The organism is Tumebacillus sp. BK434, assembly GCF_004340785.1.
Taxonomy (GTDB): Bacteria; Bacillota; Bacilli; order Tumebacillales; family Tumebacillaceae; genus Tumebacillus_A.
In genome coordinates this window covers 723,171-744,745 of record NZ_SLXS01000001.1, presented here as the reverse complement: position 1 = coordinate 744,745, position 21,575 = coordinate 723,171, and the positions used below count along the sequence as shown (strand labels likewise).

The 21,575-nt window shown below is 58.2% G+C and carries 20 protein-coding genes; 15 read left to right on the top strand and 5 right to left on the bottom strand.

Annotated elements, in window-relative coordinates; translation table 11 throughout:
• Nucleotides 1-25: 25 nt before the first annotated feature.
• The 5 genes from EV586_RS02475 to EV586_RS02455 form a co-directional block, all read right to left on the bottom strand.
• Entirely contained in the window at nt 26-1,468 is a 1,443-nt protein-coding gene (locus tag EV586_RS02475; protein ID WP_132943484.1) for an amidase, read from the bottom strand.
• Nucleotides 1,469-1,585: 117 nt separating this feature from the next.
• Nucleotides 1,586-2,233 carry a DUF2306 domain-containing protein gene (locus tag EV586_RS02470; protein ID WP_132943483.1) on the bottom strand — a complete coding sequence of 216 codons (648 nt, stop codon included), beginning with the start codon at nt 2,231-2,233 and terminating at the stop codon, nt 1,586-1,588.
• A 69-nt stretch (nt 2,234-2,302) separates the two neighbouring features.
• On the bottom strand, nt 2,303-2,581 hold the full coding sequence (locus EV586_RS02465) for a hypothetical protein (protein ID WP_132943482.1): 279 nt from the start codon (nt 2,579-2,581) through the stop codon (nt 2,303-2,305).
• A gap of 25 nt (nt 2,582-2,606) precedes the next feature.
• Nucleotides 2,607-4,031: a radical SAM protein gene (locus EV586_RS02460; RefSeq protein ID WP_132943481.1), complete on the bottom strand. Its 1,425-nt coding sequence runs from the start codon at nt 4,029-4,031 to the stop codon at nt 2,607-2,609.
• Nucleotides 4,000-4,770, bottom strand: coding sequence for a prolipoprotein diacylglyceryl transferase (locus EV586_RS02455; protein WP_132943480.1), 771 nt, complete (start codon nt 4,768-4,770; stop codon nt 4,000-4,002). Before EV586_RS02455 ends, EV586_RS02460 begins: the two co-directional genes overlap by 32 nt.
• Before the next feature lie 293 nt (nt 4,771-5,063).
• Between EV586_RS02455 and EV586_RS02450 the strand changes: the two genes are divergently transcribed.
• From EV586_RS02450 to EV586_RS02380, 15 genes are all read left to right on the top strand, one after another.
• On the top strand, nt 5,064-6,035 hold the full coding sequence (locus tag EV586_RS02450; RefSeq protein WP_132943479.1) for a biotin--[acetyl-CoA-carboxylase] ligase: 972 nt from the start codon (nt 5,064-5,066) through the stop codon (nt 6,033-6,035).
• Between the two features lie 459 nt (nt 6,036-6,494).
• Nucleotides 6,495-7,352, top strand: a complete 858-nt coding sequence (panB, locus tag EV586_RS02445) for a 3-methyl-2-oxobutanoate hydroxymethyltransferase (RefSeq protein WP_132943478.1) — start codon at nt 6,495-6,497, stop codon at nt 7,350-7,352.
• Between the two features lie 8 nt (nt 7,353-7,360).
• A complete protein-coding gene (panC, locus tag EV586_RS02440) occupies nt 7,361-8,218 on the top strand; it encodes a pantoate--beta-alanine ligase (RefSeq protein ID WP_132943477.1) in 858 nt (285 codons plus the stop codon).
• Nucleotides 8,219-8,244: 26 nt separating this feature from the next.
• On the top strand, nt 8,245-8,625 hold the full coding sequence (gene panD, locus EV586_RS02435) for an aspartate 1-decarboxylase (protein ID WP_132943476.1): 381 nt from the start codon (nt 8,245-8,247) through the stop codon (nt 8,623-8,625).
• 81 nt (nt 8,626-8,706) lie between these two features.
• A complete protein-coding gene (locus EV586_RS02430) occupies nt 8,707-10,278 on the top strand; it encodes a tetratricopeptide repeat protein (protein WP_165898175.1) in 1,572 nt (523 codons plus the stop codon).
• 169 nt (nt 10,279-10,447) lie between these two features.
• Nucleotides 10,448-11,407, top strand: coding sequence for an S-layer homology domain-containing protein (locus EV586_RS02425; protein ID WP_132943474.1), 960 nt, complete (start codon nt 10,448-10,450; stop codon nt 11,405-11,407).
• A gap of 140 nt (nt 11,408-11,547) precedes the next feature.
• Nucleotides 11,548-14,421 (top strand): ATP-dependent DNA helicase DinG, encoded by a 2,874-nt coding sequence (gene dinG / locus EV586_RS02420; protein WP_165898174.1) that lies wholly within the window; start codon nt 11,548-11,550, stop codon nt 14,419-14,421.
• Between the two features lie 275 nt (nt 14,422-14,696).
• Nucleotides 14,697-15,368 carry an RNA polymerase sporulation sigma factor SigH gene (gene sigH / locus EV586_RS02415; protein ID WP_132943472.1) on the top strand — a complete coding sequence of 224 codons (672 nt, stop codon included), beginning with the start codon at nt 14,697-14,699 and terminating at the stop codon, nt 15,366-15,368.
• 67 nt (nt 15,369-15,435) lie between these two features.
• On the top strand, nt 15,436-16,059 hold the full coding sequence (locus EV586_RS02410) for a redox-sensing transcriptional repressor Rex (RefSeq protein ID WP_132943471.1): 624 nt from the start codon (nt 15,436-15,438) through the stop codon (nt 16,057-16,059).
• Between the two features lie 88 nt (nt 16,060-16,147).
• Nucleotides 16,148-17,044 carry a non-homologous end joining protein Ku gene (gene ku / locus EV586_RS02405; protein WP_132943470.1) on the top strand — a complete coding sequence of 299 codons (897 nt, stop codon included), beginning with the start codon at nt 16,148-16,150 and terminating at the stop codon, nt 17,042-17,044.
• Nucleotides 17,045-17,995, top strand: a complete 951-nt coding sequence (locus EV586_RS02400; protein WP_132943469.1) for an ATP-dependent DNA ligase — start codon at nt 17,045-17,047, stop codon at nt 17,993-17,995.
• Complete coding sequence (ligD, locus tag EV586_RS02395) at nt 17,992-18,921, top strand: non-homologous end-joining DNA ligase (protein ID WP_132943468.1); 930 nt, start codon at nt 17,992-17,994, stop codon at nt 18,919-18,921. The genes EV586_RS02400 and ligD overlap by 4 nt, the downstream gene beginning before the upstream one ends.
• A gap of 89 nt (nt 18,922-19,010) precedes the next feature.
• Nucleotides 19,011-19,802, top strand: a complete 792-nt coding sequence (gene mtnP / locus EV586_RS02390; RefSeq protein WP_132943467.1) for an S-methyl-5'-thioadenosine phosphorylase — start codon at nt 19,011-19,013, stop codon at nt 19,800-19,802.
• A gap of 21 nt (nt 19,803-19,823) precedes the next feature.
• Entirely contained in the window at nt 19,824-20,852 is a 1,029-nt protein-coding gene (gene mtnA / locus EV586_RS02385) for an S-methyl-5-thioribose-1-phosphate isomerase (protein ID WP_132943466.1), read from the top strand.
• A 17-nt stretch (nt 20,853-20,869) separates the two neighbouring features.
• Nucleotides 20,870-21,550, top strand: a complete 681-nt coding sequence (locus EV586_RS02380) for a class II aldolase/adducin family protein (RefSeq protein ID WP_132943465.1) — start codon at nt 20,870-20,872, stop codon at nt 21,548-21,550.
• The last annotated feature ends 25 nt before the right edge of the window (nt 21,551-21,575 follow it).

Here is a 21,575-nt window from a genome sequence, read left to right as displayed (position 1 = left end):
GCTGGCAAAGGGGTCTCCGTTCGGCTTACAGGCGGGGACGATGCTGCCCCCACGGCGCGATGCGCTCGTAGGCACGGGCCGCCCGGTAGATCACCTGTTCTTCGAGGCGGCGTCCGATCAGTTGCAGCCCGATCGGAAGCCCCTGATCGTCAAAGCCGATCGGCAGCGAGGCGGCCGGATGTCCGGTCTGGTTGACCAGCGGCGTCAGCGCCCAGTCGAGGAACGATTCTTCGAGCGGCTGTCCGTCTACCTCTTCCGGCCCGATGATGCCAAGCGGGAAGGCGGTACAGGTGACGGTCGGGGTGAGGAAGAGGTCGTGGTCGGCATGGATCGCGTTCAGGCGGCCAAAGACCATCTCCCGCGCGTAGCTCGCTTTCATCAGCTCCACCGCCGACATGCTCTTGCCATAGCGGATGAACTCCTGCACCTTCGGATCGAGCTGCTCCAGCATCTCGTTCGAAGCGTAGGCAAAGATCGCCGCGAGCATCGTGTACCACAATTTCGCCCAGTCGCGCTCGATGTTTTTCCATGGCTCCACAAAACCGGGATCGACTTCTTCCACCACCGCGCCCAGCGCGCGGAACTTGTCAATCGCTTGCAGGAACGCGGATCGCACTTGCGGATCGATCGGCTTGTAGCCGAGGTCGACCGAGTAGGCGATGCGCATTCCGGCGATGCCGTCTTCGATGCCGATTCGCACATCTTCCTGCGGGAAGGTGACCAAGGCGGACGGGTCTTTCGGCGAGTACCCGAGCATCATTTGGTACATCAGGGCCGAGTCTTCCACCGAGCGGGTCAGCGTGCCGAAGCGCAGGTAGGGGGAGGTGCCGGCAAACGGGTTCAAGATATCGGACGGAATCCGTCCCGCCGACGGGATGAAGCCGTAGATGCCGGTGAAGCTCGCCGGGATCCGCACCGACCCGCCGCCGTCACCTCCTTCTGCGAGCGGCACCAGCCCGGCCGCCACCGCTGCTGCCGAACCGCCGGAGGAGCCGCCGGGGGTGCGCTCGAGGTGCCACGGGTTCCGGGTCGGCGGAAAGAGCAGGTTATCCGTCGTGCCTTTGTGGCCGAACTCGGGGGTGTTCGTTTTGCCGACGATTATCGCGCCAGCCTGTTTCAACCGCTTGACGACAAACGCGTCTTCCGCCGGGACGTTGTCCGCAAACAGCTTCGACCCCATCGTCGTGCGAATTCCGGCTGTCGGCGTCAAGTCTTTGATCCCGATCGGCACGCCGTGCAAAGCTCCGAGCGGCTTGCCGCGCATCACCGCGTCTTCTGCCGCCCGCGCGCCGTCCAGCGCCAGTTCGGGGACCAGTGTAACAAAGGCGCCGAGCTTCGGGTTGAGCTCCTCGATCCGCTCCAGCGTCGCTTTCATCACCTCGACTGGGGACACTTCGCGATGGCGGATTTTATGCGCCAGTTTCGTGGCGGACATGTAGGCAAATTCATGTTTGGTTTTCGTCGTCATGATTTCTCCACTCCTTGTGTTTGGTCTCTGTCATTTAGTGTAAGGGAGGAGCGGGGAGCACACTTTGCAATTCTTGCGCTGGCAGCAGGGCAACTTTTGAAATAAAAAAACGCCCCGTTACAGGGCGTTTGGTGCTTGCGTGACCGGTTGCTTGCTGTTCTTGCGCCACAGCCAGACTTCCACAACGATCAGGTTGACCGCCCAGCACAGCCAAGCGGCCATCCCGTAGGCGAGGTCGAAGTTGCCGAACATCGCAAGCCCTGTCAGCCAGACGCGGAAGGTCAGCGCGGCAAACGTGACCGCGTAGCTGCGCACCATCCACTGGCGGTGATCCTGGATCTTCTTCTGCCGCGCCAGATTGACCGCTTTCACGGTCGTGTACAGCCAGAGCAGCGACAGCAGGAAGAATCCGGACTTCGCCAGCAGCCCGCCGTGCGCGTAGACGGCGAGATAGAAGCCGCACAGTGAACTGAGCACGATCGCTACGAAGTAGATTTTGCCCAGCAGGCGGTGCCGGTTGATGTGCTTCGTGTAGGAAGATTTCATGAAGTTAAAAGGCCCGATGAGAAAGGCGGCCGCCGCAGTCGTGATGTGCGTGTAAAAGACCAGCGTCCAGATGCTGTCATGGAAATCGTACATCGTAAACCCTGCCTCGACCAGCATCGACGGATCGAACAGGGTATAGCGCAACAGCGATACTAAGGGAAACAGCACCGCAAAGACGAGCAAGGTGCCGTAGCCGATTTTGCCGGCAGTTGTTTGCACAGGGAATCCCCTCCTTCAGATGTAATATCTACCATTTAAACACAATTACATCTGAAGTAAAAGAGGGAATTAATGCGCGCCCATGAACAGCCCCCAGAGCAAGCCCCAGCAGGCAGCGTTCAGCAAGAAGGTGATGCCGGCCATCGTCAGGACTCCGGGGATGGTGCCGACGCGCTGCGGGTCGCGGCGGGCCCAGATGATCAGCGGAATGACGTACAGAAGCTGCGTCACCCCGATCAACAAGAGCAGCGGCGGGGCGACAGAAGCGATGATCCCGATCAGGAGATGACCGAGCAAGACCCAGCCCATGCCTTTGAAAAAGTTTAACGTTGGATTCGGATTCGCCATTGTGGTACGCCTCCTCGCAAAAGTGTCAGACCATCGGCAGTTCTTCGAGCGGGCCGCGTTCGTCGCGGAGCTGCTTCAGCAAGTCTTCCTTGTCGCCGCGATAGAACAGGTTGTACGTGTCGAACGGAATGATCCGCCCGTCCGGGTGGACGATGTGCACGCAGGATTTTTTCACCGAGCGCACGTCAAAGTTGTGCGGGTCGAGGAACTGCATGATCAGCACGCGAAACACGTTGTCGTAGCTGAGCTGTTCCGGCACCGCGACCATCGGCAGGCAGCAGAGCAGATTTTTCAAAGACAGCGCCTGCGACTCCGGGGAGTGCGAGGTGGAGAAGAGCTCAAACACTTTAGTTTTCAGCGTTTCGTCCTGTTCAAAGACGATCGTGTTGCGCCCGCCTTGCAGCAGCACATCCGGGTTGATCATCCCGGTCAGCGGGATCACTGCGCCGCCCAGCTTCAGCGCATAGCCCATGGCGAGGCTGTCCGGGTGGCAGGGAACGGGGATCATGTCTTTGGCGCTGAACACGTCCGACTGGTCGATGATGTTTTGGCGCACTTCGCTCAACGTCAGGCGGTCGGTCGCCGGATCGAACTCCTCGAGGCGGCCGGCCGCTTGGATCGGCTGGAAGGTGACGCCGCGCACGGCGCGCTGTTGCAGCCCGAAGTCGATGATCGAGCCGATCTCGCGGTCGTTGAGCCCTTTTTTCAGCGTGACGACGAGCGTGGTGGAGATGTTGAACTCGTTGAGGTGCTCAATCGCTTGGCGGCGGATCTCGCGCAGGTCGTCCCCGCGCAGTTCGCGCAGCACGTCCTCTTCAAAGGAGTCGAACTGCAGGTAGATCTCAAAGCCCGGCATGTAATCGGCGAGGCGTTTGACAAACTCGCGGTCCTTGGCGATGCGCACGCCGTTGGTGTTGACCATGAGGTGTTTGATCGGCTTCGATTTCGCGAGGTCGAGAATTTCGAAAAACTGCGGGTGGATCGTCGGTTCACCGCCGGAGATCTGCACGATGTCCGGCTCGCCTTCGTTGCGCACGACCGCGTCGAGCATGCGTTCGACCTCTTCCAGCGAGCGGACTTTGTCGACGTGCGGGGAGGATTCGGCATAGCAGATCGGGCATTGCAAGTTGCACTTTTCGATGATCTCGACGAGGGTGAGGCAGGAGTGCTGTTCATGATCCGGACACAGTCCGCAGTCGTAAGGGCAGCCGTATTTGATCGGCGTGTTCCAGACTTGAGGCATCTCCGAGGGCTTGAGATATTCGCGGCAGAGCTTATAGTACTCGATGTCGGTCGAGATCAGCACCTTCTCCGGTCCGTGGTGGAAGCAGTGCTTGTGGAGATAGACCTTTTCGTCTTGAAACAGGACTTTCGCTTCCACTTTCCGATAGCAGGTGGAGCAGATGCTGTTGGTCAACTCATAGAACAGGTAGGGACGATTCTTCGGCATGAACATTCTCCTTTTTCTGTCTTCTTACCAGCCAGATGTAGTAGATCAACCCGGCGATGCAGGCGAGTTGAATGTTGTTGAGGATCAGATAGGGATGAGGCGTTGGCTTGATAAAGTCTATGAGCAGCCGGAACGCCAAATATCCGATCATAAAAAACTGAAACACCGCGCCGTTCCATAGCCGGTCGCGTTTTTTCACAACCAGCAAAACCGCACCGAGCGCCGCGAGGAACGCCATCTCGTACAGCTGTGTCGGATGCCGCAGCACCCCGTCTCCAAAATCCACCCCTGTGATCCAAGTGGTCTCCGTGCCGTACGTGTGATCGCTCAGCCCGGTGAGGAAGCAGCCGATCCGCCCGATCATCATCCCGACGACCAGCGGCAGGGCGAAGTCATCCCCGGTTGAGCGCGTCCACCCGATCATCTTCTTCGCCACTTCCACTCCGATCAAACCGCCGAGCAGCCCGCCGACGATCGTCTTGCCTTCCATCAGATAAACAAGATCATTCCACCGCTGCACCGTCTGTACCGGGTCTTCGAACCAATACAAAATCTTCGACCCCAATGCAGCTCCCACAATCGCCCCGGCGATCACCGCGAGGGCCTTCTCTACAGGCGTCCGCTCCTTGCTCCGCGTATACAGATAGACGCGGAAGCCGATGAAGTAGGCGAGCGATTCGAAGAGAAAGTGAGGGTGAATCGTCAGCGCCCCCAGATGGATATATACAGGAAAGGTCATAGGTCACCACCTGTTTAACGTGTTAGTAACAGTATAATCTTATTATGGCGATAAAAGGAAGAAGAGTCCTGCAGTGTGTTCAGATTGATCTGATAGATCTTGTCTGCTCCAGGTAGTCGTTACAAATTTGGTGCTGGTTCTGAACAGTGTGTTACCCGTTTTCGCACTGTTGAAGTACGGTTGGTCGGCGTTGAACAACATAAATATTTACTATTCTTGATGGTGATAGCGAATCGGCCATATCTATGCTAAAGTGGTGGCACAGGAAACTGTACATAGAAAGGGCGTTTGACATGCAATCAACCATCCTCCAAATGCTCCGTGAACGCCCCGGCGATTTTGTTTCGGGAGAAACGATGTGCACCACGCTTGGCGTGTCACGGACGGCCGTTTGGAAGCACATAAAAGATTTGCAAGACGCAGGCTACCAAATCGAAGCGGTGCGCAACAAAGGCTACCGCTTGCAGAGCTCGCCCGATCTGGTGACGGCGGCGGAGATTCGCGATGGACTGAGCACGACTGTGCTGGGACAGAGCATCGTGTATCGTGAAACGATAGATTCTACGAATAACTTAGCCCAAGAGCTTGCCAACAACGGAGCGATGGAAGGCACGCTCGTCATCGCCGACGAGCAGCAGCAGGGAAGAGGCCGGCGCGGGCGCACCTGGTTCTCGCCGCCGCACTCGGGCGTGTGGATGTCGCTGATCTTGCGCCCGCAGCTGCCTTTGGCGCATGCGGCGCAGATCACGCTGGTCACCGCGATCGCCCTCGCCAAGGCGCTGACCCGGCTGACCGGCGTACCATCTGGCATCAAGTGGCCGAACGACATTTTGTTCAACAAGAAAAAATCCTGCGGCATCCTGACCGAGATGCACGCTGAATTCGATCAGATCCATCACCTCGTCGTAGGCATCGGCATCAATGTCAACGTGCCGCAAGAAGACTTCCCGGACGACATCCAGAGCATCGCCACCTCGCTCCAAGCGGTCAAAGGCACTCCGATCCCGCGGGCCAAAGTCGTGCAGGTGGTGCTTGAAGAACTGGAGCCGCTGTACCGCCAATATGTCGCCAACGGCGGCTTTGGCACGCTGCGCGACCAATGGAAGGCGCATAACATCACGCTCGGCAACGACATCATCGCGCACACCGCACAAGGCACTATCCAAGGCCGTGCTCTCGACATCGACGAGTTCGGCGTGCTGCTGGTCGAACAGCCGGACGGGGAGCAGAAGAAGATCTACTCGGCTGATATCATGTTCGCTTAAAGAAGGAGTGGGCTCATTGCGAATCAGACCGATTCTCATCTTTGTTTTCCTGCTTATCATCATGTCGATCAACATTCTCCCCGAAGACGGAGTGTTTCCGATTGGCGTGTTTCTGAAAGGCGCGGTGTTCTGCTTGGTGATAACGTTTTTGAGCGAAGGGACCTGGAGACTCATCCGCCGCTGAATGAAGCACGACTTTTTTCGAGTGTAAGCGCGAATACTATACAGACATTCCGTTCCCATGTATACTGACATTGGGGACGGTATCCAATTGTGAACTGTACTCCGCCTGCAAGCACAGTATCAGCAATCTCAACTGAATCTGCTCTGAGCCGAATGCGGACCGAGACAGGACAAAGACAAACTCTTGTATCTGACAGGACTCTTTGCGGCCCGAAGCGTGGCACAAAGGGTCTTTTTTGGCTTTTGGCAGACGACCCGAAGAGGAGGAGTCTGACTATGACTGTTGCAAAAGCAACGACGGTCACACTGCGCGAAATGAAGAAAGAACAGAAGAAGATCGTCATGCTCACCGCCTACGACTACCCGACCGCGCGCGCGGCGGAGGAAGGCGGGGCCGATGTGATCCTCGTCGGCGATTCGCTCGGCATGGTGGTGCTCGGCTATGACACCACGCTGCCCGTGACAATGGAAGACATGATCCACCACACGAAAGCGGTTACACGCGGCACCAAACACACGATGATCGTCACCGACCTGCCTTTTCTGTCTTACCACATCTCAACCCCCGAGGCGGTTCGCAACGCAGGACGTCTCATTCAGGAAGGCTTCGCGGACGCCGTCAAGCTCGAAGGGGGACGCGAGATCCTCGATCAGGTCAAGGCGATCGTGCGGGCCGGCATCCCCGTCATGGGGCACATCGGCCTGCAGCCGCAGATGGTCAATCAGCTCGGCGGCTTCAAAGTGCAGGGCAAGGATTTTGACACCGCTCTGCGCATTTTCGAAGACGCCCTCGCGCTGCAAGAGGCAGGCTGCTTTGCCATCGTGCTCGAATGCGTGCCGACGCCGCTGGCCAGGCTGATCTCCGAACACCTGACCATCCCGACGATCGGGATCGGTGCCGGGGAAGCGACCGACGGCCAGGTGCTCGTCATTCACGACATGCTCGGCATCACGGAGAAATACCTGCCGAAATTTGCGAAAAAATACGGCGAGATGTTTGCCGACATGACAAATGCGATCAACACGTACGCCACCGAAGTGCGGGACAGCGCTTTCCCAACTGCCCAGCATGGGTTTATAATGAATGATGAGGTTTTAGAGAGGCTACAGAGAGAGATTAATCAGAGGAGCTAAACCTTGCAATGATCATCGTCCATACGATCCAGGAGATTCGTCAATACGTGCGCGAACAACGCGCCCAGGGACATACGATTGGCTTTGTGCCTTCGATGGGCTATCTGCACGCAGGGCACCAGTCGCTGCTGCGCGCCGCCAAGGCACAATGTCAGACCACCGTGATGAGCATTTTCGTCAACCCGCTGCAGTTTGGCCCAAACGAAGACTTTGACCGCTACCCCCGCGACTTGGAGCGCGACGCCAAGCTGGCGGAGGAAGCGGGCGCCGACATCATCTTTGCGCCGAGCGTCGAAGAGATGTACCCGCGCGGCGGAGGCAAGGTGCTGACCCATGTCGATGTGGAGGAAGTCACCTTGCAGCTGTGCGGTGCGTCCCGCCCCGGCCATTTCCGCGGCGTGGCGACCGTCGTGTCCAAGCTGTTCAACATCGTGCTGCCCGACAAGGCCTTTTTCGGGATGAAAGACGCCCAGCAGGTCGCCGTTCTGCAGACGATGGTCGACGACCTGAACATCCCGGTCGAGATCGTCCCTTGTCCGACGATGCGGGAAGCGGACGGCCTCGCGCTGAGCTCGCGCAACGTCTTTCTCACGCCGGAAGAGCGCGAACAGTCGCTGGTGTTGTCCCGGTCGCTGAAGAAGGCGGAGCAGCTCGTCGCCGAAGGTGCGCGTGACGTCCATCAGATCATAGAAGCGGTGCGCGGGCTGATCCAGTCGCAGCCACTGGCCGACATCGACTACGTGGAGCTGCTCAATTTCCGCGATCTGTCGCCGATCCTCACCCTCGAACAGCCGGCGCTGCTGGCGCTTGCTGTGCGCTTTGGCAAAACGCGTTTAATTGACAACACGGTCCTGACCATCGAATAGTTCCCAAGATAAAGGAGATGCGGGTTATGTTTCGTACGATGATGAAATCGAAAATTCACCGCGCCACCGTGACGGAGGCCAACCTCAACTACGTCGGTTCGATCACGATCGATCAGGACATCTTAGATGCGGTGGACATCTTGGAGAATGAAAAAGTGCAGATCGTCAACAACAACAACGGTGCCCGTCTGGAGACGTACGTGATCTCCGGCGCCCGCGGTTCTGGTGTGATCTGCCTGAATGGGGCAGCGGCTCGCTTGGTGCAGCCTGGCGACACGGTGATCATTATCTCTTACGTGAGCATGTCGGACGCAGATGCGAAGAGCCATGTGCCGACCGTCGCCTTGATGGACAATGACAACAAGATCGTCGAGATGCTCAGCGAAAAGCACGGCACCATCGTCTAATTTTAGAAAGTCTTGGATAAAAAAAGCCTCCCGCGCCTACACTAGGAAGTAAGTCATATGGGCAACGGGAGGCTTTTTGTCATGTTTGAAAAACCATTTGAACTGCTCAACCGCGCCGTGGACCGCATCGAAGTCCAACTGCAAAGCGCCGACGCCGACCAAAAACGCATCCTCGGAGATGAACTGGTCGCCTTGCGCAGCGCCTGCGATAAATTTGTCGAACGCTGGCTCGCCTTTGAAGAGCGCGTCACCGAGCTCGGGGAATCGCACAGCCTCGACCTCGACGGCACCTTGCCGACCGAAGAGCTGCAAGCGATGCAGCAAAAGCTGTCCGCCATGCAAGCACCTTACGTGCCGCCGACCGGGCCCGAAGCGGAACAAACCGGGGCTACGGCTGCCGCAGACGGGGACAGCGAGAGCAGCGAACTGCCGTCCGCCAACAAAAAAGTCATCCTGTCGATGGGCGAGGGGTCTTCGATCCGTCCGGCCGACGAACAGATGGTGCGCTCCTTCCGCCGCGGCATCGGCTTCTTCGATCTGCTGATGTTCCCGGAGGCGATGAACGAGTTTCACCGCGTGATCGAGCTCGACGAGACATTTACGATCGCAAGGCTCTACCTTGCATTCGGCTATCTGGCCGAGGAGAAGTACCAAGAGGCGAGCCGCCATCTCAACCTGCTCAAGCTGGAAGATGACGACGAGCTGATCAAAGCGACCGTACACGGCACCTTCGGCCAGATCTTCGCGGCACAAGGGCAGTACCGCCAAGCCCTGATCGAGTTCGAAGCGGCCCGCAAGCTGGTGCCCGACTTCCGCGACATCGAGTTCAACATGGGCTGCTGCCACTTCAACCTCGGCGAGCATAAAGAAGCGCTGATGAACTACCAGCGCGCCCTGATCGTGCAGCCGGAAGACTGGGAAGCGCACCGCCTCTGCGGCCTGATCTATGTGCAGCTCGGCAACCGCGAGCGCGCCTACCGCCATCTGGCGCGCGCCTACGACTTGAACGGGGCGCAGGAAGAGGTGATCCTGGAATTCGCCCGGCTTTCCGAACAGCTCGGGCAGAAGGAGCAGGCGTCCGCGCTGTACCAAAAGGCGCTCCGCTACCATCCCGAGTCGGCAGCCGCCTACGGCGGGCTCGGCTGGATCAAAATGCGCGAAGGCGACCACGAAGCGGCGTCGGCGCTGTTCAAAAAGCAGCTCTCCTGCAAGCCAAACGATATGCAAGGCCTGTTCAACCTCGGCTGGGCAGCGTATCACCGCCGCGAGTATCCGCTGGCGGAGCGCTGCTTTGCTCAGCTCTTGTCGCGCAACGCCCGCGATCCGTTCGCGCTGTCCGGGCTGGCCCGGACGTGGAGCATGACGGGCAAGCGCGCCGAGGCCAAAGAGCAGCTGCTGCAACTGGTCGCCCTCGAAAGCACCGCGGAGAAAAAGCTCGGCCTGTACCACCTCGGGCGCCTGGCCTTAGAAGAAGAAGCGTACCTGCAGGCACTGCGCTATTTCAACGCGGCGCTCGTCTATGAGCGCAACTGCATCGAGTCCCTGTTCTTCAAAGGCGTCGCCCACTTCGCGCTCGGGGAGCAGGAGCGGGCCGATCAGTGCTTCGAAAAATGCAAGCGCCTGACCACCCTGCGCGAATCGATGTATGCTTGAGAGCAGCCACGACAATCCACGCAAAACGACCAGTATTAGGAGCTGGTCTTTTTGTTTGCAAAAAAAACTTTGCCTGAAGATGAAACTATTGCCAGCCTGTAAGCATCTTACAGTATAGAGAATCTCGAAAAACAAAATTAAACGCTCAAAATTCCAAGGAGGTATTTATATGAACAAAAAAGCAACCGTTGCGCTGCTCCTAGCAGCAGGTCTTGTGATGAGCTCTCAATCCGCTTTTGCGGTCGTCGACGGCCCGAAAGCGCAAAAGCCGGATGAGAACGTGATCACCGTCGTCGACGAAAGCGGCCAGCAGCCGGAACTGATCTACGCGCCGGACATCGCGTACATCATGATCGAATCGCCGGAACTTGCGCACCTCGACGGACACTGGTCCCAAGAAGCGCTGCAGCATCTCGTGAAATCGGGCGTCCTGAACAGAAACGAAGCGCAAGCGTTCAACCCGAAGGCGGAGATCAGCAAGGAAGACTTCCAGATCTGGACCGACCGCATCCTCGGCAAGAAAGATGGGGCGAAACAGCCGGCTGAAGTGCTCACGCGCGTCGACGCAGCGGTGTGGCTGGCCGACCTCCTGCCGGCGCTGAACACCGGCATCAACGGCGGCAACCTGAAACATCCGTTCTCCGACACATCCGACATCTCCGCCAAGCAAAAGAGCGCGATCGACTACCTCTATAAGCTCGGCATCATGGTCGGCAACGGCAACGGCAAGTTCGCGCCGAAAGCCAAACTGACCAAAGGCGAAGCGGCTGTGCTGGTCGACAAAGTGCTGTCCCGCGCGAACCAGTTCGCCAAGCCGGCTCAATATGATCTGGTGACCGGCACGGTGCCGGAAACGGTGCAGACCATCATCAATGAGAACAAGACGGAAGCAGGCGTCTACACCGTCGAAGAAAACGGTGTCCGCTACGTGGTGATCTCCTGCGGCACGGTGCCGAACCCGGGCTACGGCATCAGCCTCGAGAGCGTCACCGAATCGGACGGCGCGCTGTTCGTCAGATCGGGCATCACAGCACCGCAAGCAGGCCATGCCCATCCGGAAGTGATCGCGTACCCGGTTTTGGTGCTGAAGACGAAGCCTTCCAACAAACCGGTTTTCCTGCTCGATTAATCGGGCAATCCTGAAGAAGTGGCGCTGGTCGCCGCTTCTTCTTTTTTATGTCAGTTGCAAGCGGCAGGCAGGAATTCAGCGAACAAGAGGCGAACAGTGTCATTTCAGATGAAGACGATAAATAGGAGCTGACGCCAAGCGTGTCCGAGACATATGTCGTGTTTGACTTCGAGACTACCGGACTCGAGCCGTCCCGCGACCACATCATCGAAATTGGTGCGGTCAAGATTGAAGGTGGCCGAATCACCGATCAGTACCAAACACTTGTAAATCCAGGCAAACAACTTCCCGCCCACATCCGCGAACTGACCGGCCTGACCGATGCAGAGCTGCAAGGCGCACCGGAGCTGGAAGAGGTAATAGATGAATTTTTGAAGTTTATCGGGGATAGCATTCTCGTGGCTCACAACGCCAATTTCGACTTGGGCTTTTTAAATGAAGCGTTAGAAGAGTGCGGCTACTTGCGCTATGTCGGCGAAGCGATCGACACGGTGATGCTGGCCCAGATCGTCTGGCCGCGCGAGTCCAGTTTTTCGCTGGGCTCTCTGGCCGAGCGCCATGAGCTGGTGCATGAAGAAGCGCACCGGGCGCTGTCCGATGCGCTGGCGACGGCGTCGATGTTCTTGCTGCTGTTGGAAAAAGCGAGCGAGCTTCCATTTTTGATCTTGCAGCAGATTCACGGCTTGACCGAATACAGCGACTGGCCGTTGCGCCATTTCTTCCGCCGACTGGCCGAATCGAACACATCGCTTTTGAAAATCGACGAGCCGGAGGGCTGCGTGACGATCGACCGCCTGATGCATCGCCCGGTCGAGATCCCGATCAAGGAAAACGAAACGGGCGGAACGCTGCAGTTCACCGTCGAAGCGGTGGAGAAAGTGCTGGCCAAAGGCGGGCCGATGTCCGACCTGATGCCGGGCTATGAAGAGCGTCCGCCGCAGATCCAGATGTTAAACGCCGTCTCCGAAGCGTTTCAGAATAACAAGCACCTGATCGTCGAAGCGGGGACCGGGACGGGGAAATCGCTCGCCTACCTGATCCCGTCCGTCTACTACGCCAAGGCGGCGGGGGAGCGCGTCGTTGTCGCCACGCACACGATCAACCTGCAGGAGCAGCTGCGCGAGCGCGATGTTCCTTTATTGAAAGAAGTGGTGCCGTTCCCGTTTGACATCACCGTGTTCAAAGGGCGCAGCAACTACCTCTGCATGCGCAAAGTCGCGACCGGCGTCAACCATCCGGGCCTCGTCACCGACCATAACGAGATGACGTTTCATGTGCGCATGCTGACCTGGTTGCTGGAGACGGGGGCTGGGGACCGCGAAGAGCTGACCTTGTCCGGCCCGCAAGCAGACTCTTGGAACAAAGTGTCGTCCTCGTCCGACTCCTGCATCAACAAAGCCTGCCCGTGGTTCCGCAACTGCTACTACCACCGCGCGCGGGCCTTGGCGCAAAATGCGGACGTGATCATCACCAACCACTCGCTGGTGCTGACCGATGTCAAAGCGGATCACAACGTGCTGCCCGGCTACCAGTACCTCGTGCTCGACGAGGCGCATCATATGGAAGACGAAGCGACGAAACACCTCGGCAACGAAGTGACCTATTTTCAGATGTACGGGGCGCTGAACCGCCTGTACCGCGACAAAAACAAAGGGCTGCTCTACCAGCTCCTGCAAAAGATCGACCTGCTGCAAAACGGCGATGGAGACGTGCATGCCGACTTGCGCGCGACGGTGGACAAAATGTTGGAGGTCGTCGGCGAGCTGCGCGAATCGAACGAAGAGGTGTTCCGTCTGCTCCAGGAGTTCACGATCAAGAACTCGACCGGCACCGACGGCGGGCGCTATACGCTGCGCCTGCGCACCGAGACGTTTGACGACGAAGCGGCCGCAGCGGCGTGGACGGCGATCGCCGCTTCCAGTGAGAACCTGCAGGCGGACGTACAGGCGTTCCGCCGTCTCGCCGGCAAAGTCGAAGAGTATTCGGAAGACCTGATGCGCGATGAGATGTATGCAGGCCTCCTCACCGACGTCAGCGGGCAGGTCAAGGAGCTGGATGGCGGCTGGCAAGGGCTGGCCACGTTCCTGCGCTCCGTCGGCAGCGAGACGTCGGTGCTGTGGATGGAAGCGGAAGACCGCACGATGCGACCGGTCGTCTTCCTCAACTCTGCACCGATCGACGTGGCGCCGCTGTTGCACACCCATCTGTTCTCGAAAAAGGAAAGCGTCGTTTTGGCCTCGGCGACGCTGACGATCAATCAGGACTTCAAATACACGATCCGCCAATTAGGCCTCTGGGAGTCGAAAGAGATGGACCGCCTGTTGGAACTGCAGGTCGAGTCGCCGTTCGACTACAAGAAGCAGTCCCTGCTCTGCGTGCCGGCCGACGCCTTGCCGGTCAAAGGGGTCAGCGAAGACGTGTTTACCACTTCTTTTGCCGAGTCGTTGACCAACCTCGCCCGCGCTTCACAGGGGCGGATGCTCGTCCTGTTCACTTCGCACCGGATGCTGCGCGAAACGTACCACAAGGTGAAGCCGATGCTCGCCGAACACGGCATCAACCTGTTGGCACACAACATCGACTCCACCTCGCGCCACCGCCTCGTGCATGAGTTCCAGCGCCAGGAGCGGGCTGTGCTGTTTGGCGCGAACTCGTTCTGGGAAGGGGTCGACATCCCCGGCGACGCCTTGTCGCTGCTCGTCATCGCCCGGCTGCCGTTCTGGCCGCCGAACCAGCCGGTCGTGGAAGCGCGGACGGAGAAGCTGGAGCGGGAAGGGCGCAACTCGTTTATGGACTACAGCGTGCCGCAAGCGATCATCCGCTTCAAACAGGGCTTTGGCCGCCTGATCCGCACCAAGCGCGACCGTGGCGCGATCGTCGTCTACGACCGCCGCATCGTGGAATCGCGCTACGGGCGGCATTTTATCAAGTCATTGCCCGGCCCGTGGTTCTATCAGGGCACGGAACGGGAAGTGTTGCGAACGGTCTATAATTGGCTAAAATCGCCACTTTAAGGCGATTCATGGGAAGGATTTGCGATAAATCCTTCCTTTTCTGTCTGATTCTCCATTTTTCGACACTGTTTTCGGAATTTTCTTCAACAACGGAGGAATGTCGAAAAAGATCAATATCGACGTCAATTCGTGAGCTAAATTCGATATATCGGTGATTTTCGTGATTTGACGTTTTTCATTGAGAGAAGTTAAGATTATGACAAATTAATAGATTTTACGAGGTAAGTTGAACAGTAAGCAGATGAACTTGAGGTGATCGCGCGGTGGCAATGGTAATGGCAAGTGCAGAAGAGCGTAACGCGGCAACAACCGTTCAAGCAGAGTATGCTGACGATTCATTCGAAGAGAAGGTGCTGCGGGCGCAGATGGGCGACGTCTATGCGGTAGAGGAGATCTTGCAGAGCTTCCACGGGATCGTGCGGATGAAGGCGCGCTCCTACTTTATCGCCGGTGCCGACAGCGAGGATTTGATCCAGGAAGGCATGATCGGACTGTACAAGGCGATCCGCGATTTCCAGCCGGAGCGCCAGATCCCGTTTCGCGCCTTTGCGGAGATCTGCATCACCCGCCAGCTGATCACGGCGATCAAGACGGCGATGCGGCTGAAGCATCAGCCGCTGAACTACTATCTCTCGCTGAACCGTCCGATGTATGAAGAGGACACGGACAGAACGCTGATGGACACGCTCCCGGGACCGGCGATCTGCGACCCGGAATATGTGTTTCTCGTCCGCGAACAGCTCAAAGAGCTGCGTGAAGAGCTGGCCGGTTCCTTGTCGCCGTTTGAACTGAAAGTGCTGACGCTCTATGTCGATCATAACACCTATAAAGAGATCGCCGACGAGATGGGCACGACGACCAAAGCGGTGGACAATGCGCTGTGCCGTGTCAAACGCAAACTGCTCACCTTTTATTCCAACAAAAAATTGACCAAACTTACCTCTTAGGCGCAGGAGTTTTTCAGCAGAACAGCGAAGTGAAAATGCTACATATCCCAACTGGGGAGGGGTCTACCTGAAGACGCCGAAAATTTCGGAAGCTGTTGTCAGGCGTTTGCCAGTGTATCTTCGTTGTCTGCAATTGCTCCAAGAGCTGAACATTCGCACCGTCTCATCCTATGAACTCGGTCAGAAGCTTGATATGAACCCGGCACAGATTCGCAAAGACCTCGCATACTTTGGCGAATTCGGCCGCAAAGGGATTGGCTATGAGGTCGATTATCTCGTGGAAAAGATCAAGCAGATTCTCAAGCTCGACCGCCATGTGAACGTCGCGCTCGTCGGAGCGGGTCATCTGGGGATCGCCTTGTCAAACTACAATCGCTATACGAAAGAAAAGCTTTCGATCGTCAGCATCTTCGACGCCGATCCTGAGAAGATTGGCACCGAAGTCGGAAGCTTGACCATCCAGCATATCGACGAGTTGGAACGTGCGGTGCAGGAGCATGACATCCGCATCGGCATCATCACCGTCCCGGCGCCTTACGCGCAAGGGGTGGCCGACCGTCTCGTGCAGGCCGGGGTCAAAGGCATCTTGAATTTCGCGCCCGTCTCGCTGCTGGTGCCGCCCGATGTGCATCTGCGCAGCGCCGACGTGACAACCGAACTGCATGCGCTGGCGTATTACATCCAAGAATAATGGCAAGCCGAACCTCTCATGGAAACCATGAGGGGTTTTTTATATCCTGACACATACTAAGCCCAAACCTGAGAAGGAGTGGGCGAAAATGCATACGATGTGGAAAGGTTCGATCTCGTTTGGCCTGGTCAATGTCCCGGTCAAAATGTTCGCTGCGACGGAGGACAAAGACGTCAAATTTCGCTATCTCCACAGCGAGTGCAACACCCCGGTGAAAAACATCCGCACCTGCCCAACTTGCGACCGTGAAATCGAATGGGGCGAAGTGGTCAAAGGGTACGAATACCAGTCCGGACAATTTATCGTCTTTTCGGATGAAGAGTTTGAAAAAATTGCGCCGCAAAACACAAAAACGATCGACATTCAAAGTTTTGTCGACCTGCAGGATATCGATCCGATCTATTTCAACAAATCGTATTATTTGGCGCCGCAAGACACGGGCAACAAAGCGTACGCGTTGCTGCGCCGGGCGATCGCCGAGACGGGCAAGATCGCGATTGCGAAAATGATCATCCGCTCCTCGCAACAGTTGGCCGTGCTGCGCACCTTCGGCGATGTGATCGTGATGGAGACGATCTTCTACCCGGAAGAAGTGCGCGCGGCGAGCCAGATTCCGTCGGTGCCGACCGATGTCGAGCTCGACGAGCGGGAAGTGAACATGGCGAAGCAACTGATTGGAAGCCTCGTCACCGAATTTGTGCCGGAGCAGTACACCAATGAATATCGGGCGGCGATTCTCGACGTGATTCAGAAGAAGGTCGAAGGCGAGGAGATCACCTTGGCGGCCGAACCGAAGCGCGATGAGATCCACGATCTGATGAAAGCGCTGCAAGCCAGCTTGAACGTGACCCGAGGAGACGAGGCGGAGCGCCCCGTCGCGGTCGGCGAAACGCGGGCCGGGGATGGACTGACCCTGGTGGACGGGGGCGGGGACGCCGCGCCGGAAAGCAAGCCGAAGCGCCGCCGCCGCAAGACGGCCGAGTAAATGATCACCCCTAAACCGCTCGATCCGATGGCGCTGCTCATGGTCGACGAGCCGTTTGACGATCCGCACCACCTTGCCCAGATCAAATGGGACGGGGTGCGGATGCTGGCCTATCTCGACGAGACGGGGCTGTCCCTGTTCAACCGCCGCCAAAACGAGCGCACCGACCAGTATCCGGAGCTGCAGGAACTGAAGACACAGGTCAAGGCGCGCTCGCTGATCCTCGACGGGGAGATCGTGGCACTCGGCGCGGGAGGCAAGCCGTCTTTTTCGAACATCCTGCGCCGCGACCTCGCCAAAAGCAGCGACAAGATCCGGCTTATTAGCCGTGAGCTGCCGATCTATTTTATGGTGTTCGACCTGTTGTACCTCGACGGCCGCTGGCTGGTCGACGAGCAGCTGACGACCCGTCAGGAGTGGCTGACCGAGGTGCTGCAGCCCTCCGCGCAGGTACAGCTCGTCGACAGCCACGCGACGGGCGTACAGCTGTTTCGCGTGATGCAGGAGCAGGGGATGGAAGGCATCGTGATCAAAGAAAAAGCGGGGCGCTACCACATCGGCCAGCGCCATCCGACGTGGAAAAAGGTCAAATCCTTCCGCAAGCTGAACGCGGTCGTCGGCGGAGCAACGCTGCGCGGCGGCAACGTCAATTCGCTGCTGCTCGGGCTGTATCGGGAGGGCAGGCTGATCTACATCGGCAAGGCCGGCTCCGGCCTGAACAATGAGGGGATCGCCGCCCTGACCGCGTTTGCCCGCGGGCTGTCCAAGCAGGGACACCCTTTCGCCGTCAAGCCGAAACTGCCCGCTTCCACCGCTTACGACGAAGTGGTCTACTTCCCGCCACAGCTGGTCGTGGAGGTGCAGTTCATGGAGTGGACATCCGACATGACCTTGCGCGCGCCAACGATCCAACGATTTCGGGAACTGGACCCCAAGGAGTGTGTGTTATGACGACCAACACTTTGCTGGCCGAATACCCTGTCAACGTCACCAACCTAGACAAGGTGCTGTGGCCGGAACAGGGGATTACGAAAGCGGAGTACATCCAATACATGATTGCGATGAGCCCGGTTTTGATCAAGCATTACCAGGACCGGCTGTTGACGGTGATCCGCTTTCCGAACGGGATTCACGAGAAGTCGTTTTACCAAAAAAACATCCCTGACTTCGCGCCAGAGTGGATTCAGACGCATCCTGTGTGGTCGGACGACTCGCAGCGCGACATTCATTATATCCTCGCCAACAACACGGCCACCTTGATCTGGCTGGCCAATCAAGCGGCGATGGAACTGCACCCGTCGTACACGAAGATCGTTCAGCTGAACGAGCCGACCAACATCGCCTTCGACCTCGACCCGACGGTGAAAGGCGTTGACCGCCACGGTTTTCGCAAAGCCTGCAAAGTCGCTTTGCACCTCAAGGAGGTCCTCGACGACCTCGGGCTGCCTTCGTACCCGAAAACGTCCGGCGCGACCGGACTGCAGGTCTTTGTGCCGATCGCCAAGGGCTATACGTTTGAAGACACAAGACACATCACACAATTCATCGGTACATATATGGTGAAAAAGGCTCCGGATATCGTGACGATCGAGCGGCTGAAAAAAGACCGCGGCGACAAAGTGTATTTTGATTACCTCCAGCACCACAAGAGCAAAACGCTCTCCGGGCCGTACACGCCGCGCGCGGTGCCGTCGGGGGCGGTGTCGGCGCCGCTCTTGTGGGACGAGGTTCGCGAAGGGGTGCAGCCGCACATGTTCACCTTGCGCACGATGCCAAAACGGATCGGGGAACGGGGCGATCTGTTTGAACCGATGAGCCGTCCTGGAGTTGAAATCAAAGAGATCATTCACTTTATTAAGAATCACCCCGGCATTTGATCAGGCTTCCTCCCTTGACGAAGTGGAAAGGCCTCTGATTAAATGGAACATGAATGACTGATGGAAATGCTAGGAGGCACAGAAAATATATGCATGCAGAATATGCAATCATCGGCGGGACGGGCGTCTACGATCCGGCGATGCTGCAAGACGCAGAACGACATACGATCGAGACGCCATACGGCACGGCCGAAGTCACGCTCGGCACGTATGCCGGCAAGCGCGTGGCGTTTATGCCGCGCCACGGGTACAAGCACAGCGTGGCGCCGCATAAGATCAATTACCGGGCCAATATCCGCGCGCTGAAACAGCTCGGCGTGCACACCGTGCTGGCGACGGCTGCGGTCGGCTCCTTGAAAAAAGAGCTGGCGCCGGGCGACCTCGTGCTCGTCAACGATTTCCTCGACATGACGAAAAGCCGCCCGCAGACCTTTTATGAAGGCGCTCCGGAAGGCGTCGTGCACATCGACATGACTGACGCTTACTGCGGCCGCATCCGCCAGCATCTCGCCGCTGTGGCGGGAAGTCAGAACATCGCCGTCAAGCAAGACGGCGTGTACGTGACCACCGAAGGACCGCGCTTCGAGACCCCGGCGGAGATCCGCCTGTACGCGGCCTGGGGCGGCGATGTGGTCGGGATGACGTCGGTGCCGGAAGTGATCCTCGCCAAAGAGTCGGAGATGTGCTATGCGACGGTGGCGATGGTCACCAACTATTGCACGGGCATCTCGTCGCATCCGCTGACGCATCAGGAAGTGGTCGACACGATGAAAGAGAACGTGCAGAAGATCCGCGAGCTGTTTTTCCACGCCATCGAGAGCGACAAGGGAGAGCGCACCTGCGCCTGCCCGCACGCTTTGGCCGAACTGGGCTCGCTGTAAACAGACGGAGGAGGAGAAATTATGCAACCTTTGCGCTTTACGGGCAGAACGTTAGAAGTGCTGGATCAGACTTTGCTCCCGGAGCAGGAAGTCTGGGAAACGTGTGATACATATGAACTGGTCGCCGAAGCGATCGAGAAGATGAAAGTGCGCGGCGCGCCGGCGATCGGCGCGACGGCCGCCTACGGCATCGCGATCGGGGCTCAACAGGGACTGGAGCTGTCGAAAGGCGAGTACCTGTCCTATCTGGAAGGCGTTTGCGAGCGCCTCGCCAAGACGCGCCCGACGGCGGTCAACCTGTTCTGGGCGATCAAGCGCATGCGCGCTTTGATCTCCGAAAACGCCGATCTGGACGTGGCCGACCTCGCCAAGCTGATCATTGGCGAAGCGAACCTGATTGCCGAAGAGGACGTGCGCCTGAACAAACAGATGGGCCAGCACGGCCTGCCGTACATTCCGGACAACGCGCGCATTCTGACGCACTGCAACACCGGCTCGCTGGCGACGGTCGACTACGGCACGGCGCTCGGCGTGATCCGCGCGGCTCACGATGCGGGCAAAAACGTCACCGTCTACGCTGACGAGACCCGCCCGTACCTGCAAGGGGCGCGGCTGACCGCCTTCGAACTGCACCGCGACAACATCCCTGTCACCGTGGTCACCGACTCGATGGCCGGCTACCTGATGCAGCAGGGCATGGTCGACCTCGTCATCGTCGGCGCCGACCGCATCACGGCAAACGGCGACGCGGCGAATAAGATCGGCACCTACTCGCTGGCGGTGCTGGCGAAGCATCACGGCATTCCGTTCTATGTGGCCGCCCCGATGTCGACGGTCGACTATGAGCTGGAGACCGGCGCGAGCATCGAGATCGAGCAGCGTTCGTCCGATGAAGTGGTCTTCATCGGCGGCAAGCGCATGGCACCGGAGGGCGTACCGGCCTTGCATCCGGCGTTTGACGTGACGCCGCATGAGCTGATCACGGCGATCATCACCGACAAGGGCGCGGTGGAGCGCCCCGACACGGAGCGCATGGCGCAGCTGAAGTAAGGAAGGAGCGAGTTGGGATGACACAGCAAATTTTGGAACAGAACCGCGAACTCGTCGCCCGCACCAAAGGCGAAGTCCTGCGCGCTTCCCTGAACATGTACCGCTCGGGTCTCGTCGCCGCCGTCTGGGGCAACGTCTCCGCACGCGTGCCGGGCACCGATCTGGTCGTGATCACGCCAAGCGGCGTCGATTATGAGACGCTGACCGAAGACATGCTTTGCGTGATGGACCTGAACACAGAAGAAGTGGTCGAAGGCAGCTACAAGCCCTCCTCGGAGCGCCTGCTGCATCTGGCGGTCTACCGCGCCCGCGAAGACGTGCTTGGCGTCATGCATACGCACAGCAACTATGCCAGCGCGTTCTCGGTCGCGCACAAAGACATTCCGCCGGTGGTCGAAGATCTGGCCCAGGTGGTCGGCGGCTCTGTGACTTGCTCGAAGTACGCGCTGCCGGGCACGCCCGACCTCGGCAAAAATGTCGTCAAGGCATTGGGCAAAAAAGGGGCGGTGCTGCTGGCGAACCACGGCGTGGTCGGCGTTGGCCATACGGTCGACGAAGCGTTCCGCACCTGCCTGATTGTGGAAAAAGGCGCGCAGATTCACGCTTTTGCGAAAATGATCGGCAACCCGGTGCTTCTGTCGCTGGAGGACGTCGAGCACCTGCGCCACGAGTATCGCCACAGCTACGGGCAGAAATAGTACGTGAAAAGAGAGGGGCATGAGG